Source organism: Eisenbergiella sp. OF01-20, assembly GCF_003478085.1.
GTDB lineage: Bacteria > Bacillota > Clostridia > Lachnospirales > Lachnospiraceae > Eisenbergiella.
This window is the reverse complement of the sequence record NZ_QUES01000001.1, coordinates 689,650-705,619: the sequence shown is the minus strand read 5'-3', so window position 1 is coordinate 705,619 and position 15,970 is coordinate 689,650. Positions and strand designations below refer to the sequence as shown.

Below are 15,970 nucleotides of genomic sequence, written 5' to 3'. Positions count from 1 at the left end.
GAGGAGGGGATTTGATGAAAAGGATTCTAATCTCGATCCTTCTGGTGTTATCCTGCTTTATCCTGCAGACCAGCGTCCTTCCGGCAGCTGCATTCAGCAGCATCATGCCGAACCTGCTTATCATTCTCGTCGCATCCTGCGGTTTTATGAACGGGGAAAAGAACGGCCTGCTTATCGGTTTTTTCTGCGGCCTGCTGGTGGATATTTTCAGCGGGGATGTCATTGGGTTTTATGCGCTGCTCTATATGATGGTAGGTTTTCTCAACGGCACGTTCCAGAGGATGTTTTATCCGGAGGATATCAAACTGCCGTTGATTCTGATTTTAGTAAGTGATATCGGCTATAATTTCGTATGCTACGTGCTTTTGTTCCTTCTGAGGAACAGGCTGGATATCGGATATTATTTCCTCCATGTCATTCTGCCGGAAACCGTGTATACGATTGTAATTGCTTTTGTTGTATATCCGCTTCTCCTGTTGATACATAAAAAACTGGAAGCTGCGGAAAGAAGGAGTAATGAATAATTGTTTGAGAGATTCAGAGATAATTTTGTCAACTTCATAAATTCCAGGCTGATCGTACTCACTCTTGTTGTACTTCTCATGGGCGGGGCCCTGATTCACAGGGTTTTTGTCCTGCAGATTGTCAACGGAGAAAATTATCTGAATGAATTTTCCCTGAAGATAAAAAAGGAACGTTCCATTTCCAGTTCCAGGGGACAGATATTCGACAGGAACGGAAAGCTGCTTGCTTATAATGATCTGGCTTATTCCGTAACGATAGAAGATGTGTATGAATCAAACAAGAATAAAAACAAAAATCTGAATGCCACCCTGCTGGAAACCATTCATATTATTGAAAGCAACGGTGACAGTATTATCAGTGATTTTAATATCTACCTGGATAAAAACGGGGAATATGCCTTCAGCGTATCGGATACGAAACTGCTGCGTTTCCTGGCGGATGTCTACGGATATGCCTCCATTGACAGCCTGAAGGAAAAAGAAAAAAATGCAACGCCCCAGGATGTGATCGATTCCATGGCGAAAACCTATGAGATCGGGGAAAGGACGGATCCTGATGACAAGGATACCTTTGTACCCGGCAAAGGGTATACAAAGGCGGAAGTCCTTAAGCTGATTACGATCCGCTATGCCATGAAAGCAAACAGCTTTCAGAAATACATACCCACAACCATAGCCACGGACGTAAGTGAAAAAACGGTAGCCGCCATTAAAGAAAACAACGAAGAGCTTCTTGGGATCGATATCGCGGAGGATACTATAAGGCGCTATATAAACGGAACTTATTTTTCCCATATCATCGGCTATACCGGAAAAATTTCCTCGGAGGAACTCAAGAGCCTGAATGAGGAGACAAGCCGGGGGGAGGAGGAACCGGAACGTTATGAGATGAACGATACGGTAGGTAAATCCGGAATCGAAAAGGTTATGGAAACCTATCTCCAGGGGGAAAAAGGCAGTGAAACCATTTATGTGGATAACCTGGGCAAAGAAATCGATTCGGAGGGCCGGGTGGATCCGGTTGCCGGAAATGATGTATATCTCACACTGGATGCCGATTTGCAGGAAGCGGTTTATAATATTCTGGAACGGAGTATTGCCGGCCTGCTTCTGGATAAGATAGAGAATATTAAGGAATTCAAGCTGGGGCCTAATCAAAAAGCCTCTACAATCAAGATTCCTATTGACGATGTTTATTTCGCTTTGTTCAATAACAACGTAATCAGCCTGGAGCATCTGTCCGCCGGTGAAGCGGGGGTAAATGAACGTGCGGTTCAGCAGGCTTTTTTACGGAAAAAAGAACAGGTTTGGAACTGGCTTACCGAAGAACTTTATAACGGGAGAACCCCTTATAACCAGCTGTCTGAGGAATACCAGAGTTATGAAAGCTACATTGTGACCAATCTTCTGATTAACGATACCAAAGTGCTTTCGGTAGACAGCAAAGATGAAACCTATAAGGCCTGGTCGGAGGAAGAGAGTATTTCCTTAAGTGAATTTCTGGAATACGCCATCTCCCGGAACTGGGTGGACGTGAGCAGGCTGGATATGGATACCCAGTATGCGGATTCCTCGGAAGTATTTGACAGGCTTGTGGAATATATCAGCCTGGAACTGGACAAAACGGCATTTCATAAGAAGCTGTATAAATATATGATCCGCGATAATTCCATCAATGGCAGGCAGATATGTCTGGTGCTTCTGGAACAGGGGCTTGTATCTGTTTCCGAAGAGGAGAAAGCGGGTCTGGAAAACGGCAGCGTCTCCGCCTATACCTTTATGCGCAGTCTGATTGAAAACCTTCAGATTACGCCTGCCCAGCTGGCTCTGGATCCTTTTTCCGGCTCCTGTGTTATCGTGGATCCGAATACCGGAGAAGTGCTGGCGCTTGTCAGCTATCCGAGTTATGACAATAATAAGCTGGCCAACGGCATTGATGCCGATTATTATGCCAGCCTGCAGAACGATTTGTCCCTGCCTCTGTGGGATTATGCCACACAGATGCGGAGTGCACCCGGATCCACCTACAAAATGGTGGTTGCCTCAGCCGCCCTGATGGAAGGAATCGTTGATACCAGAAGTACGGTGGACTGTGTGGGAAGCTTTACCCGTTATTCCGATGCTGTTTTCAGGTGCTGGAATATCTACGGTCATGGGAATCTGAATGTATCCCAGGCCCTGACCCATTCCTGTAACTATTTCTTCTATGAAATGGGTTACCGTTTCGGCCTTTCCGGGGATTCGGAAAGCGGTACCAATTTTGAACTCGCCAATAACCGGATGCGGGAATATGCGGACCTTTATGGGCTGACGGAAAAATCAGGAATAGAAATCGAAGAATCCACCCCGCAGTTTTCCATGGTAAACCCGTCCCAGTCAGCAATCGGACAGGGGGAGCATAACTATACAACAGTAGGGCTTGCCAGATATGTGGCGACCGTGGCAAACAGCGGTACCTGTTATAATTTGAGCCTGCTGGATCGTGTGACTGACCGCAACGGAAACCTTTTGGAGGATTTTACTCCTGAGGTCCGTAATACCATAGAGATGCCTACCGCATACTGGGATGCCATTCACAGCGGTATGAGAGGTGTCGTGGAAAATAAGAAGTATTTTGGCGATGCAGGCGTATTTGCCGCAGGTAAGACAGGTACGGCAGATGAGAATAAGCTGCGCCCCGCCCATGCTCTTTTCGTGGGGTATGCGCCTTATGACAACCCGGAAATAGCCATTGCAACCAGAATCGGTAACGGATATGCTTCCGACTATGCTGCACAGATATCCTGTAAGGTAATGCAGTATTATTTCAATCCGGATAATGAGGAAGAGATCCTGGGCGGTACGGCCAGCCATCTGGAAGCTGTTACCAATACCGGAGATTAACGGATTCCGTCAGGAATTGTCAGAAGCTATCGGGACAGGAGCAGATATGAAAAATGCGGTAATTGTAAAAAGCTTCCGGAATGGGATTACCCTGTATCTGGACGGCAATATGGAATTTGAACAGCTGCTGGAAGAAGTGGCGGACAAGTTTAAAGAATCGAAAGAATTCTTCAGGGATGCCACTGTGGCGGTTTCTTTTGAAGGGCGGGATTTATCCTTTGAGGAGGAGGACCGCCTGATAGAAGCCGTCCGGGTGAATTCCCATTTAAATATAACCTGTATTGTTGGGGAAGATGAAGAGAAAAGCCGTATTTACGGCAAAGCTCTGGAAGCTTACCGGCGAAAAAGGGAAGAAGAGGAATCCGTGGGACAATTCTACCGGGGGACCCTGCGAAAGGGGCAGATCCTGGAAACGGAATCCAGCATTATTGTGCTGGGGGATGTAAATCCCGGTTCCAGTGTGATTGCCGCCGGGGATATTGTTGTGCTGGGAAGCCTGCGGGGGAATGCTTACGCAGGCGGAAACGGCCGGCCCGGACATTATGTGGCAGCGCTTGAAATGGCCCCGCAAAAAATCAAAATCGGGGATTTCAAATATATTACCAATGAAAAACAACGTTTGACACGCTACGCGGGCCATTCTCCTAAAATACAGCCGCAGACGGCTTATGTGGAAAAAGAACGCATAATCCTGAAACCAATTACGAATGAATTACTGAACGTTCAGTAAGTTCCAGGAGCGCTCAGGGAACAAATATTTCTAACCGGAGGTATTTGCATGAGTGAAGTAATTGTAGTTACATCAGGAAAAGGCGGTGTGGGTAAAACAACCACATCTGCAAATGTGGGCACAGGTCTCGCCGCCATGGGAAAGAAGGTTGTCTTAATCGATACCGATATAGGCCTTCGCAACCTGGATGTGGTTATGGGACTGGAAAACCGGATTGTATATAATCTGGTGGATGTGGTGGAAGGAAACTGCAGGGTGAAGCAGGCCCTGATTAAAGACAAAAGATACAGCAGCCTGTATTTGCTCCCTTCCGCACAAACTAGGGATAAAACAGCCGTCAATGAAAGCCAGATGATTAAATTAATCGATCATCTTAAGGAGCAGTTTGATTATATTATACTGGACTGTCCTGCAGGCATTGAACAGGGGTTCAAGAACGCTATAGCCGGAGCGGATCATGCTCTGGTGGTGACTACCCCGGAGGTCTCCGCCATCCGCGATGCAGACCGCATTGTAGGGCTGCTGGAAGCACATGAATTCAGCCAGATTGAACTGGTCATCAACCGTATGCGCTTCGATATGGTAAAGCGCGGGGATATGATGACGCCGGAGGATGTGGTGGATATCCTTTCCATTCCTCTTATCGGCATAGTACCTGATGATGAGAACGTGGTTATTGCCACAAACCAGGGAGAGCCTCTTGTAGGGAACAATACGCTGGCGGGACAAGCTTATCAGAATATCTGCCTCAGAGTCCTGGGAAAGGAAGTGCCATTCCTGGATCTGGAACATCCGGTCTCCTTGTGGGCAAGGTTTACCGGAATCTTTCATAAGAGTCAGGAGGGGCGGATATCATGAGATTACCAAATTTATTCAAAAAGAAAACTTCCAGGGAAATTGCCAAGGACAGACTGAAAATACTGCTGATTTCCGATCGGGCGGGCTGTTCGCCTGAAATGCTTGAAATGATCAAGCAGGATATTGCAAAAGTCATATCCAAATACATGAAGATAGATACAAACAATATGGAGATACAGATCAGCAAATCCACGGCGCGGGGAAGAGGTAAAAATCCTACCCTGTACGCGGATATCCCCATTCTGGACCTTCATAATTAGTTTTTACATGCGTTGCCGCCAAGAGCTTAAAAAAGCTCCGGGCGGAAAGTGCTCAGGCGCAGACTGCTGTCGCAGTTGGAGGAAAGAATGCTGAAAAGATACAAATTAAGGAATTACGACTTCAAGCTGGTTCTGCTGGTTCTTGCCATATCCATCATCGGTATTATGGCGGTGGGCAGCGCGAAGGAATCTCTGCAGGAAAGGCAGATTGCCGGTGTTGCAATGGGAATGGTCATTATGATTATCATATCATTGATCGACTATTCCCAGCTGCTGAGGCTTTACTGGTTTTATTATATTTTTTCCATCGGTATGCTAATCGCTGTTTTAATCTGGGGAGAAAAGGTAAACGGGGCAACAAGATGGATTAATATTCCCCACCTGTTTCAGTTCCAACCATCAGAAATTGCAAAAATATTATTGATTTTATTCTATGCACAGTTTATTATGAAGTATAAGGAGAAGTTGAATACATTCAAAATACTTATCCTGTGTGTGGGATTGATGCTGCCGGCTATTATCCTTGTATACAAAGAGCCGAACCTGTCCACCACGATTCTGTATTGTATTCTTTTCTGCGTACTGATGTTTGTGGGCGGTTTGAATTACAAGATTATAGGAGGCGTTTTGGCTGTAATTGTTCCGTCGCTGGCGGTTGCTTTTTATTTGGTAATGCAGCCGGGACAGCAGTTGATTCAGAATTATCAGCTGACCCGTATCCTGGCATGGCTTAACCCGGAAAAATATGCGGATGCCGAGGCTTATCAGCAGCTCAATTCAGTGATGGCGATTGGTTCAGGCCAATTATGGGGGAAAGGCCTGAATAATAATGTAATAGCATCAGTAAAAAATGGCAATTTTATTTCAGAACCGGAGACGGATTTCATATTTGCCGTAATCGGGGAAGAGATGGGTTTTGTGGGTTCCTGTGCGGTGATTGTGCTGTTGATGCTCATAGCTCTTGAGTGCATCTGCATAGCAAGGACTGCAAAGGATACCGCCGGAATGATTATCGCCTCCGGAATGGCCGCTGTAATAGGTTTCCAGAGCTTTATGAACATAGCGGTAACCACAATGATTATGCCTAATACAGGAATCCCGCTGCCGTTTGTAAGCAATGGCCTGACGTCCCTTGTCAGCCTGTTTATCGGTATGGGATTTGTACTGAATGTGCGATTGCAGAGAAAAAATTTATACTAGTATAGGAGAAGGTTGCTATGAATATTGCATTGATTGCGCATGACGCAAAGAAGAAGCTGATGCAGAATTTTTGTATCGCTTACAGAGGGATTTTAACCAAAAATGTACTTTTTGCCACGGGTACAACAGGAAGGCTGATAGAAGAGGTGACCAACCTGAACGTCCACAAATTTCTGGCCGGTCATCTGGGAGGCGAACAGCAGATAGGTGCCCAGATTGAGCATAATCAGATCGATTTGGTCATTTTCCTGAGGGATCCGCTTACACCCAAGTCTCACGAACCGGATGTAAACAATGTGGTTCGTCTGTGCGATATCCATAATATTCCATTGGCGACCAATCTTGCGACAGCTGAACTGTTAATCAAATCACTTGACAGAGGGGATTTGGAATGGCGTGAAATGTACAAATAAGCAAAAATTTAGAATTCGTTCCAAGGCTGCGGCTGTCTGCCTGATAGTTATCCTGTCGGCAGGAGCCCTGACCGGCTGCGGAAAAGAGGAGCTGCCCTTTGCTTATGACCCGGATTATGAAGTGTCCAGTTATCGTGTGGTCAATGAAGTTTCCAGTGTTGTGGCGGACTCCTTTGCCGATGATCTCTGTGTGGTAACAGGAGATGTGGGAACGGAAATCGATACGGTGGATATGTCGGAGGCTACGGCCGCCGGGCTTTTTGATCTTAACAAAAATAACGTAATGTATGCCAAGAATGTCCACGAAAGGCTTCAGCCGGCCAGTCTTACCAAAATAATGACTGCCCTGGTCGCTCTTAAATACGGGAATCCGGATGATATGATAACGGTTACCGACGAGGCCAACATAACAGAGTCCGGAGCCGTGCTGTGCGGCTTAAAGACAGGGGATCAGCTCACACTGAATCAGGCGCTGCATGCGCTTCTTATCCATTCCGCCAATGATGCGGCGGCGGCAATAGCAGTCCATATCGGCGGAAGCATAGAAGGTTTCGCTGAGATGATGAATAAAGAGGCTGTGGCGATAGGCGCCACGAACAGCCATTTTGTAAATCCCCACGGACTGACTGCGGACAACCATTACGTAACAGCTTATGATCTCTATCTAATCTTTAATGAGGCATTAAAAAAAGATCTGATTAACGAAATCATTCATATGACAAGCTATGAAACGGTATATATGGATAAAGACGGGAATTCCAAATCCATGTCCCTGAAAACGACAAACCAGTATCTGAACGGCAATTACAAGGCCCCGGAGCAGGTTACCATTATCGGCGGTAAAACCGGGACGACCAGCGCGGCCGGGAACTGCCTGATTCTGCTCAGTAAAGATACCTCTGGTAATCCCTATATTTCCGTAATTCTGCGTTCCAAAGAGAAACCGATCCTCTATACGGAGATGACAGAGCTTTTGAATGTTATTCATTAAAAAGGTTGTTTTTTAAACAGATATCAACTATAATAATATCATATCTAAAAGGCGCTTATAAACGCCAATTTACTTTAGGAGGGATTACAATGGTTCAGTTAATCGTAGGCAAGAAGGGGAAAGGCAAGACAAAACAATTATTGGATAAAGTAAACACCGAAGTAAAAGAAGTCTCCGGAAATATTGTCTATTTGGACAAAAGTACGAAGCATATGTATGAACTGAATAACAAAGTCAGGCTGATTGATGTAAGTGAATTCATGGTGGAAAACAGTTCAGAATTTTTAGGTTTTATCTGTGGTATTGTTTCTCAGGATCGGGATCTTGAGAAAATGTTTTTGGACAGCTTCCTGAAGATTGCCCATCTCGAAGATGGTGATATCCTTCCTGTTATCACTAAATTGGAAAAAATCAGCGAAATGTTCCAGGTTGATTTCATCCTCAGCATTTCCCTTGATGAACAAGATTTGCCGGAAAGCCTGAAATCGAAGATTATTGTATCTCTTTAAAAATAAAGGAAAAGAGCCTCGGATGCTTTCCGGGGCTTTTTAATGCATTGGCCGGATGGAGTACCGGCAAGAATTGGCATCATTTGTATCGTTTTTTACCCGGAGGTATGTGGATTGGCTGTCAGAGAAAACGGAAGCGGAACATCCCGCGGAAACGGTTCTTCCAATAGAAAAATCAGACAATACAGAAGACCGCTGAATATTAATCTTGGGATTATTATTTTTAGTGTCATTTTCGTATATGTAGTTATCTGTGTTTTTCTATATTTTACACAAAAGCATATAATGGGATACGAAGTGAAAAATGGTTCTCTTTCCATAGGGAACGTTTACCAGGGAATTGCACTGCGTGATGAAACTATAGTTACAAGCGATGACTCCGGTTATATTAATTATTACGCCCGGGAAGGAGAACGGGTTGGGTTCGGGAAGCTTGTGTGCAGCATCGATGAGAGCGGGCAGCTGAAAGAGCTGTTCGATGCCGGAAAAGCGGAAGATACCCAGCTGTCGGACAGCAATCTGTCGGATATCAAAAGCGAGATCACAGGCTATATGGGTGGTTTCGACAAGAAACAGTTTTCGGGGGTATATGATTTTAAGTATTCTCTTGAAGGTACGGCCCTGAAACTGGCTAACATCAATGTGCTTCAGGATTTACAGTCACTGAACGGTTCGGGGACATCCCTCATATCCTTGTGCAGTGCTCCGGTTTCCGGTATCGTGGTTTATTCCACGGACGGCTATGAAAGCCTTACGGCGGACCAGATTACCCAGGATATGTTCGACAAGGAAAATTATACGAAGAAACAGCTGATTAACAATGAACTGGTGGCTTCCGGTGATACCCTGTATAAACTGGCTACGGACGAAAACTGGTCCATTGTCATCCAGTCCGACCCCGAGAGGGCACAGGAGCTTCTGGAAGAGGAATATGTGCAGGTACGCTTCCTGAAAAACCAATGTACTTCCTGGGCGAAGGTGAATGTACTTAATAATGAAGATGGATATACATACGTTAAGCTGGATTTCAACAATTCCATGATTTCCTTCTGCACGGACCGCTACATTGACATTGAACTTGTCACTAAGGACGAGCAGGGACTGAAGGTGCCGAATTCCGCCATTGCGGAAAAAGAATTTTTCCTGGTACCCAAGGAATATGTCACAAAAGGAAACAGCAGTGAAAACGGTGTCCTCAAGGAAACGTATACGGAAAATGGAGAGGTTACCACGGAATTTATCGCCACCTCTATCTATTTTGAAACGGAAGATGATTATTATATTGACAATTCCGTGCTGGAGCTGGGAAATAACCTGGTCAAGCCGGATTCCACGGATAAGTATACCATATCCCGGAGCGCCACTCTCATTGGTGTGTATAATATAAACAAGGGTTATGCGGATTTCAAGGAAATCCAGATTCTTTCCCAAAATGATGAGTATGCGATTATTAAATCCAACACGGCCTACGGTTTAAACGCTTTTGATCGTATTGTCCTGGATGCGGAAACCGTAACCGGAAACGAATTTATCGATTGACCTCATCCAAAAGGAGATTGACATGCTGAAAGAAAATCTATACCAGGTACAAAGGAATATGAAAAATGCCTGCTGCAGGGCAGGAAGAGCGGAGAGTGATGTTACGCTCATAGCGGTGAGCAAAACGAAGCCGGTTCCTATGCTTGAGGAAATATATGCCATGGGTGTGCGGGATTTCGGCGAAAATAAGGTACAGGAGCTGGTGGACAAGGCCGGACAGCTGCCCGGCGATATCCGATGGCATATGATCGGTCATCTCCAGAGGAATAAGGTCAAATATATTGTTGATAAGGTATATATGATACACAGTGTGGATTCTCTCAGGCTGGCTGAAGAGATCAGCCGGGAAGCGGTAAAGCAGGGTGTTACCGTCAATATTTTGATAGAAGTAAATGCCGCAGGGGAAGAAAGCAAGTTCGGGATTTCCCCGGAGGATACACCCGAACTGGTGCGTGAGATCGCATGTCTGCCCGGACTGAAGGTAAGAGGATTGATGACAATCGCCCCTTTTGTCGAAAATGCGGAGGATAACAGGATATTTTTTAGCGCCTTGAAAAAGTTATGTGTTGACATAACTAACAAAAACATTGATAATGTACGTATGGATTATATTTCTATGGGAATGACCGGGGATTACGAGGTGGCAATAGAAGAGGGCGCCACCTTTATACGTGTAGGAACCGGAATATTTGGTGAAAGATCCTATCAGGTGACGGATTAGGTTATCTGCCGGGTAATCATAAAGGAGATTGAGCACGATGGGTGTAATGGACAAGTTTTTGAGTTATATGAAGCTGAATGGCGATGAAGAGTATGATGATTACGACGATGATGATTATTATGACGACGATGAACCGGTAGAGAAAATCTCAAAAATGACACCTAAAGCGAAAGCGGAACCTTTTATGGAGGAGGACAAGCCCAAGAAAACCTCTCCTAAGGTTACTCCTATGAGACAGCCCCGCCGTACTGTCGGCAACGGGATGGAGGTATGTGTGATTAAGCCTACAAGTATAGAGGACGCAAGAGAAATTACGGAGACATTGCTTGCCAACCGGACAGTTGTGCTGAATCTGGAAGGCCTGGATGTGGATATTGCCCAGAGAATTATAGATTTTACTTCGGGTTCCTGCTTTGCAATCAGCGGAAACCTGCAGAAGATTTCCCAGTACATATTTATTATCACACCGGCCAGCGTGGACATTTCAGGTGATTTTCAGGAAATTTTCAGCGGCTCCGTAGATGTTCCGGGATTTTCCAGCTAAGTAAAAAAGAAGAACGGTTTTCAGAAGCGTCGTCGTGAGGCGGCGCTTTTTAGGCGGAAAACAGGATAAAAAATACCATGTGAATGAGGTGACATAATGGCAGAAAGAATGACGGTTTCCTATCAGAAGAAGCCCTGCTACGATATTGTATTTGAAAGGGATTTCCAGGCATTGGCTGAAGAGCTGAATACACTGGATGTATCACACAAAAAAATATGTGTTGTTACGGACTCCAATGTAGGTGCTCTATATGGGGATGAGGTCGTAAAGACAGTTTCCTCCGTATGCGCGGGCACGGATGTGTTTACTTTTCCGGCAGGGGAGGAAAACAAAAGCCTGGATACGGTAAAGGCCCTGTATTCCTTTCTGATAGAAAAGCATTATACGAGAAAAGACTGCCTTATCGCATTGGGGGGAGGTGTAACCGGCGATTTAACCGGGTTTGCCGCCGCCACTTATCTGCGCGGCATCGATTTTATACAGATTCCCACAACTCTTCTTGCCCAGGTTGACAGCAGCATCGGCGGGAAAACAGGCGTTGATTTTGATCAATATAAAAATATGGTCGGCGCATTTCATATGCCCAGGCTTGTCTATATGAACCTCTCCACCCTTTCCACGCTGGAGCCCCGCCAGTATTACAGCGGGTTTGCAGAGGCTATGAAATCCGCGCTTATCAGGGATGCCAGATATTACGAATGGCTGGTTGCCAATCTCTATGAAATCTGTGACAGGGATCCTGACGCCATGGAAGAGATGGTACGCCGAAGCTGTGACATCAAACGCAAGATTGTAGAAAACGATCCCACAGAAAAAGGGGAGCGGGCTCTGCTGAATTTAGGACATACCATTGGCCATGCAGTGGAAAAAGCCAGCAGCTTCACACTTACCCATGGGGAGTGTGTGGCTCTTGGATGTGTGGCCGCCGCTTTTATTTCCTGGAAAAAAGAACTCCTTCCCATGGAAGAATATTATGAAATCAGGGATATGTTTGTTCCATTCAATCTCCCGATTTCCGTAGATAATTTGGACAGGGGACAGATCCTGGAGCTGACGAAATCAGATAAAAAGATGGAAGCCGGACATATTAAATTTGTACTTCTCCAAAAAATCGGCAAAGCTGTGCTGGATACCACGGTAACGGAAGAAGAAATCCTGGCAGCGATAGACGAAATTAATTTTATGGAAGAGGATGGGCATGAATAAAATGGAACAGAATATTCCAAGGAAAATTATATGGCTGCCGGATATCTTTTTGATTCTCGCAGGTATCCTGCTTGACCAGTTTACCAAACATCTGGCAGTGGTTCATCTAAAGGGAAAGGCCCCCATTTCCCTGATACCCGGAGTGCTTGAACTGCGTTATCTGGAAAACCGGGGGGCGGCCTTCGGCATGATGCAGGGAGCGAAGATCTTCTTTCTTATCATAACCCCCATCATTCTGGCTGCTGTCATCTATGCCCTGGTAAAAATGCCTTCCGACGGCAAATACCGGGTTCTGCATATTCTGCTGGACTGTGTGGCGGTAGGAGCGGTAGGGAATATGATAGACCGCATCCGGCTGGATTATGTTGTGGATTTTATTTATATCAGCCTGATTGATTTTCCGATTTTTAATGTCGCAGATATGTTTGTTTCCATCGCCTGTGTGGTTGGGGCTATTCTGATTTTATTCAGCAATAAATATAAGGATGAGGACTTCCGCTTCCTCTCCTGGAAATCCGGGAGAAGCGCCGTGCAGAAGCAGGAAACGGCAGAAAAAGAAGAAGAATAGGGGATAATGTATGCCGGATCTGTTTCGGTTTCAGGTAACTGAAGAATATGAAGAGGAAAGAATCGATAAGTATATGGCATCGCTTATCGATTCTTTGTCGCGTTCCTTTATCCAGAAAATGCTGAAAGAAGAAAAGGTACTGGTCAACGGCTCTCCCGTAAAAGCCAACTATCGTCTGAAGGCGGAGGATGATATCTGCTTTACCCTTCCTGAAGCCATTGAACCGGATATCGGGGCGGAAGACATTCCTCTGGATATTCTTTATGAAGATGAGGATGTTCTGGTGGTAAACAAGCCTAAAGGGATGGTGGTTCATCCGGCGGCGGGGCACTACAGCGGTACGCTGGTGAATGCCGTCATGTATCATTGCCGCGGCAGCCTTTCCGGAATAAACGGAACTCTGCGTCCCGGTATTGTCCACCGTATTGACCGTGATACCACAGGCAGTCTGATTGTCTGTAAAAATGATAAAGCTCACTTATCCATTGCAACGCAGTTAAAGGAACATACCATTGTCCGCCGTTACCGGGCCATCGTACATGGTGTTATCCGGGAAGAGGAAATAGATATCAACACTCCTGTCGGAAGACATCCTACGGACAGGAAAAAGATGGCCGCCGGCGTCCGGAACGGAAAGGAAGCGATCACTCATGTAAAGGTGCTGGAACGTTTCCGGTCCTTTACCTACATTGAATGCTGTCTGGAAACCGGAAGGACCCATCAGATCAGGGTCCATATGGATTCCATTGGGCATCCGCTGCTGGGAGATACGGTATATGGGAACCGGAAACCGCCGAAGGCCGCCATGACGCTGCAGGGGCAGACACTTCATGCCATGACCCTTGGTTTTATCCATCCGTCCTCCGGGGAATATGTGGAAACAACAGCGCCTCTGCCCGCATATTTCCTACACTTACTGGAAGTCCTTCCTAAATAAAAGGATTTACATAACGGCCCGGCAGGTTTTGGATGCTGCTTTTCCATAGACAAGGAATGCGGCACCTGACGTCTTGCCGCAGAAAGAAACGGAAGAGGGATTGCTATGGAAAAATCACAATATCTGGAAAAGCTGCTGTCAAAATATGAGGGAACGTTTGACATATATAAGCCTTATTATATTGACGGGAAGGAATATCCGGCATATGGATACTTTTTTTCAGATCTCAAGGAGCGGAAACTGGAACAAAACGCCGGTTTATGGGCATCCCACAGCTATGAACATATATTGTTCCTGACTGCGGACAAAATCATGCAGACGCAGTTACACGAAGCCCGTACAATTATTTCTGATTATATGGAGCCTGTACTGGTGCTGAAGAACTGCAGGGTACCGGAGAAAAACCACATGTACAGCTTCCTTACTGTCATACTAATCAGCCAATATCCGCCGGACAAAGACACCATAAAAGCGGTGAAGCGGTATTCTTTTGAAAAAGAGTACCGTTTTAAACTGAGAGGTTTTTGTACGGGACAGCTGGCGCTGGTAAGCATGGAGGACCGGAAAATCACATGCAGTCCGGCTGCTGAAAAGAAGCGCCCGCTTCTACAGGATATTTTTGGAGAAGAAAGATTGGCCCTGAATAAATAAGACATTGAATTTTTGACAATTTTTATATATAATTAGATTTATAAAAGGTAGCGTGCTTACCTTGAAAAAGGAGGTAGTTGTATGAATACAATCATTACAATAGGCCGTCAGTTTGGCTCAGGCGGACGAGAAATCGGCGAAAAGTTAGCAGAATATTTTGGCATCAAATGTTTAGACAAGGAGCTTCTGACAAGAGCGGCGAAGGAAAGCGGCTTTTGTGAGGAGATGATTAAGAGCCACGATGAGAGGCCTACTAACTCCTTCCTCTATAATCTGGTTATGGATACCTATTCCTTTGGGTATAACGCATCCTCCTTTATGGATATGCCAATCAGCCATAAGGTATTTCTTGCCCAGTTTGACACAATCAAGAAGGTAGCGGAAGAGGGCCCTTGTATTATCGTAGGCCGCTGTGCCGATTATGCTCTCCATGATTTCAAGAATTGTATCAATCTTTTCATCTATGGCGACGAGGATGTAAAAATTAAGCGTATTATGGGCAAATACAATCTGACCGAAGACAAAGCCCGTGACATGATGACGAAAAAGGATAAGCAGCGTCAGAGCTATTACAATTATTATTCCTCCAAGAAATGGGGCCGTGCGGACAGCTATGATTTCTGCCTGAACAGTACCGTACTTGGTGTGGATGGTACAGTGAAGCTGATAATCCAGATCGTGGAAGATTTTGAAGCTTTGAATGGCGGTACCGCAAACGCATAGATGTTGGTGCTGAAGAATAAGAAAGGGAAGCGGATCCTGATAAGTGAGGCTTCTCTTTCTTATTACGCCGCTTGGGTTTACATAATATAATTATGTAAACCAATGGTAAAATTAGGCTTCCAAAATAAAACATGTTTCATCCAGACCGGGGAATAATAAATGCAGGTAAACCAGTTCACCCTATTTTCATCCGGGAGTACATTATGGAAAAAAAACAAAATTATCTGCTTTATACCTTTTTCGGAATCGGTACGGCATGCACTATGATTTATTTGCTGGGTGCGCATGCGTTACGGAAAAGCCTCCTATATTTTGGTACCATTTACTGACAGCAAAGGATAACAGGGATATGATAGATTTTTACAAAAGACTGGCCCTGGCAGGAGAAGCGATCCCCTGCGGGAGGGTGGCAACCTATGGGCAGCTGGCACTTCTCTGCGGCAAGCCCGGGAATTCCAGACAGGTAGGATATGCATTGAACCGTGGACTTGCCGGCAAAAATCTGCCGGCTCACCGTGTTGTTAATTCTCAGGGGTTCCTTACCGGAGCCCCTGCCTTTGATACGCCAGATATGCAGAAATGTCTGTTGGAGGAAGAAGGCGTGGAAGTGAGGGAAGGCAGGGTGGATTTAAAAAAATATGGCTGGCATAACACGCTGGAAGAAGCGCTTACACTGAAAGAAAGCTTCCGCAGGCTGGGGATCTGAACATATT

The 15,970-nt window shown here is 45.5% G+C and carries 19 protein-coding genes; all 19 read left to right on the top strand.

Annotation, left to right across the window (positions count from 1 at the left end; genetic code table 11):
- The first annotated feature begins 14 nt into the window (after positions 1-14).
- The 19 genes from mreD (at position 15) to DXA36_RS03355 (ending at position 15,963) form a co-directional block, all read left to right on the top strand.
- Complete coding sequence (gene mreD / locus DXA36_RS03445) at positions 15-524, top strand: rod shape-determining protein MreD (RefSeq protein WP_118676245.1); 510 nt, start codon at positions 15-17, stop codon at positions 522-524.
- A complete protein-coding gene (locus tag DXA36_RS03440; RefSeq protein WP_118676243.1) occupies positions 525-3,407 on the top strand; it encodes a penicillin-binding transpeptidase domain-containing protein in 2,883 nt (960 codons plus the stop codon). It abuts the gene before it with no gap.
- 46 nt (positions 3,408-3,453) lie between these two features.
- Positions 3,454-4,137, top strand: coding sequence for a septum site-determining protein MinC (locus DXA36_RS03435; protein WP_118676241.1), 684 nt, complete (start codon positions 3,454-3,456; stop codon positions 4,135-4,137).
- Positions 4,138-4,185: 48 nt separating this feature from the next.
- Positions 4,186-4,995 carry a septum site-determining protein MinD gene (gene minD / locus DXA36_RS03430; RefSeq protein ID WP_118676239.1) on the top strand — a complete coding sequence of 270 codons (810 nt, stop codon included), beginning with the start codon at positions 4,186-4,188 and terminating at the stop codon, positions 4,993-4,995.
- A complete protein-coding gene (minE, locus tag DXA36_RS03425) occupies positions 4,992-5,255 on the top strand; it encodes a cell division topological specificity factor MinE (protein WP_118676236.1) in 264 nt (87 codons plus the stop codon). Before minD ends, minE begins: the two co-directional genes overlap by 4 nt.
- Positions 5,256-5,342: 87 nt before the next feature.
- Complete coding sequence (locus DXA36_RS03420; protein WP_118676234.1) at positions 5,343-6,455, top strand: FtsW/RodA/SpoVE family cell cycle protein; 1,113 nt, start codon at positions 5,343-5,345, stop codon at positions 6,453-6,455.
- A 17-nt stretch (positions 6,456-6,472) separates the two neighbouring features.
- Entirely contained in the window at positions 6,473-6,868 is a 396-nt protein-coding gene (locus DXA36_RS03415) for a methylglyoxal synthase (RefSeq protein ID WP_009252765.1), read from the top strand.
- Positions 6,852-7,859, top strand: a complete 1,008-nt coding sequence (locus DXA36_RS03410; protein WP_243114556.1) for a D-alanyl-D-alanine carboxypeptidase family protein — start codon at positions 6,852-6,854, stop codon at positions 7,857-7,859. Before DXA36_RS03415 ends, DXA36_RS03410 begins: the two co-directional genes overlap by 17 nt.
- Positions 7,860-7,948: 89 nt before the next feature.
- Positions 7,949-8,368, top strand: a complete 420-nt coding sequence (locus tag DXA36_RS03405; protein WP_118676232.1) for a twitching motility protein PilT — start codon at positions 7,949-7,951, stop codon at positions 8,366-8,368.
- A 114-nt stretch (positions 8,369-8,482) separates the two neighbouring features.
- Positions 8,483-9,907, top strand: a complete 1,425-nt coding sequence (locus tag DXA36_RS03400) for an HlyD family efflux transporter periplasmic adaptor subunit (RefSeq protein WP_118676446.1) — start codon at positions 8,483-8,485, stop codon at positions 9,905-9,907.
- 22 nt (positions 9,908-9,929) lie between these two features.
- Positions 9,930-10,628, top strand: coding sequence for a YggS family pyridoxal phosphate-dependent enzyme (locus tag DXA36_RS03395; protein WP_118676230.1), 699 nt, complete (start codon positions 9,930-9,932; stop codon positions 10,626-10,628).
- Positions 10,629-10,665: 37 nt separating this feature from the next.
- Positions 10,666-11,172 (top strand): cell division protein SepF, encoded by a 507-nt coding sequence (locus tag DXA36_RS03390; protein WP_118676228.1) that lies wholly within the window; start codon positions 10,666-10,668, stop codon positions 11,170-11,172.
- A 96-nt stretch (positions 11,173-11,268) separates the two neighbouring features.
- Entirely contained in the window at positions 11,269-12,378 is a 1,110-nt protein-coding gene (gene aroB, locus DXA36_RS03385; RefSeq protein WP_118676226.1) for a 3-dehydroquinate synthase, read from the top strand.
- Positions 12,371-12,946, top strand: coding sequence for a signal peptidase II (gene lspA / locus DXA36_RS03380; protein WP_118676224.1), 576 nt, complete (start codon positions 12,371-12,373; stop codon positions 12,944-12,946). Before aroB ends, lspA begins: the two co-directional genes overlap by 8 nt.
- Before the next feature lie 10 nt (positions 12,947-12,956).
- The gene (locus DXA36_RS03375) at positions 12,957-13,883 is read left to right on the top strand and encodes an RluA family pseudouridine synthase (protein WP_118676222.1); all 927 of its coding nucleotides are present in this window, start codon (positions 12,957-12,959) and stop codon (positions 13,881-13,883) included.
- 105 nt (positions 13,884-13,988) lie between these two features.
- Positions 13,989-14,534 (top strand): hypothetical protein, encoded by a 546-nt coding sequence (locus DXA36_RS03370; RefSeq protein ID WP_118676219.1) that lies wholly within the window; start codon positions 13,989-13,991, stop codon positions 14,532-14,534.
- Between the two features lie 81 nt (positions 14,535-14,615).
- The gene (locus tag DXA36_RS03365; RefSeq protein ID WP_118676217.1) at positions 14,616-15,257 is read left to right on the top strand and encodes a cytidylate kinase-like family protein; all 642 of its coding nucleotides are present in this window, start codon (positions 14,616-14,618) and stop codon (positions 15,255-15,257) included.
- A gap of 203 nt (positions 15,258-15,460) precedes the next feature.
- Positions 15,461-15,586, top strand: coding sequence for a hypothetical protein (locus DXA36_RS33835; protein WP_279221536.1), 126 nt, complete (start codon positions 15,461-15,463; stop codon positions 15,584-15,586).
- A 23-nt stretch (positions 15,587-15,609) separates the two neighbouring features.
- A complete protein-coding gene (locus DXA36_RS03355) occupies positions 15,610-15,963 on the top strand; it encodes an MGMT family protein (RefSeq protein WP_118676444.1) in 354 nt (117 codons plus the stop codon).
- Positions 15,964-15,970 lie beyond the last annotated feature (7 nt).

Coding starts and splice junctions, on each gene's coding strand:
- mreD (WP_118676245.1), top strand. CDS start 15: ATGAAAAGGATTCTAATCTCGATCCTTCTGGTGTTATCCTGCTTTATC.
- DXA36_RS03375 (WP_118676222.1), top strand. CDS start 12,957: ATGCCGGATCTGTTTCGGTTTCAGGTAACTGAAGAATATGAAGAGGAA.
- DXA36_RS03415 (WP_009252765.1), top strand. CDS start 6,473: ATGAATATTGCATTGATTGCGCATGACGCAAAGAAGAAGCTGATGCAG.
- minD (WP_118676239.1), top strand. CDS start 4,186: ATGAGTGAAGTAATTGTAGTTACATCAGGAAAAGGCGGTGTGGGTAAA.
- DXA36_RS03390 (WP_118676228.1), top strand. CDS start 10,666: ATGGGTGTAATGGACAAGTTTTTGAGTTATATGAAGCTGAATGGCGAT.
- DXA36_RS03365 (WP_118676217.1), top strand. CDS start 14,616: ATGAATACAATCATTACAATAGGCCGTCAGTTTGGCTCAGGCGGACGA.
- DXA36_RS03395 (WP_118676230.1), top strand. CDS start 9,930: ATGCTGAAAGAAAATCTATACCAGGTACAAAGGAATATGAAAAATGCC.
- lspA (WP_118676224.1), top strand. CDS start 12,371: ATGAATAAAATGGAACAGAATATTCCAAGGAAAATTATATGGCTGCCG.
- DXA36_RS03420 (WP_118676234.1), top strand. CDS start 5,343: ATGCTGAAAAGATACAAATTAAGGAATTACGACTTCAAGCTGGTTCTG.
- DXA36_RS03370 (WP_118676219.1), top strand. CDS start 13,989: ATGGAAAAATCACAATATCTGGAAAAGCTGCTGTCAAAATATGAGGGA.
- DXA36_RS03435 (WP_118676241.1), top strand. CDS start 3,454: ATGAAAAATGCGGTAATTGTAAAAAGCTTCCGGAATGGGATTACCCTG.
- DXA36_RS03405 (WP_118676232.1), top strand. CDS start 7,949: ATGGTTCAGTTAATCGTAGGCAAGAAGGGGAAAGGCAAGACAAAACAA.
- DXA36_RS33835 (WP_279221536.1), top strand. CDS start 15,461: ATGGAAAAAAAACAAAATTATCTGCTTTATACCTTTTTCGGAATCGGT.
- aroB (WP_118676226.1), top strand. CDS start 11,269: ATGGCAGAAAGAATGACGGTTTCCTATCAGAAGAAGCCCTGCTACGAT.
- minE (WP_118676236.1), top strand. CDS start 4,992: ATGAGATTACCAAATTTATTCAAAAAGAAAACTTCCAGGGAAATTGCC.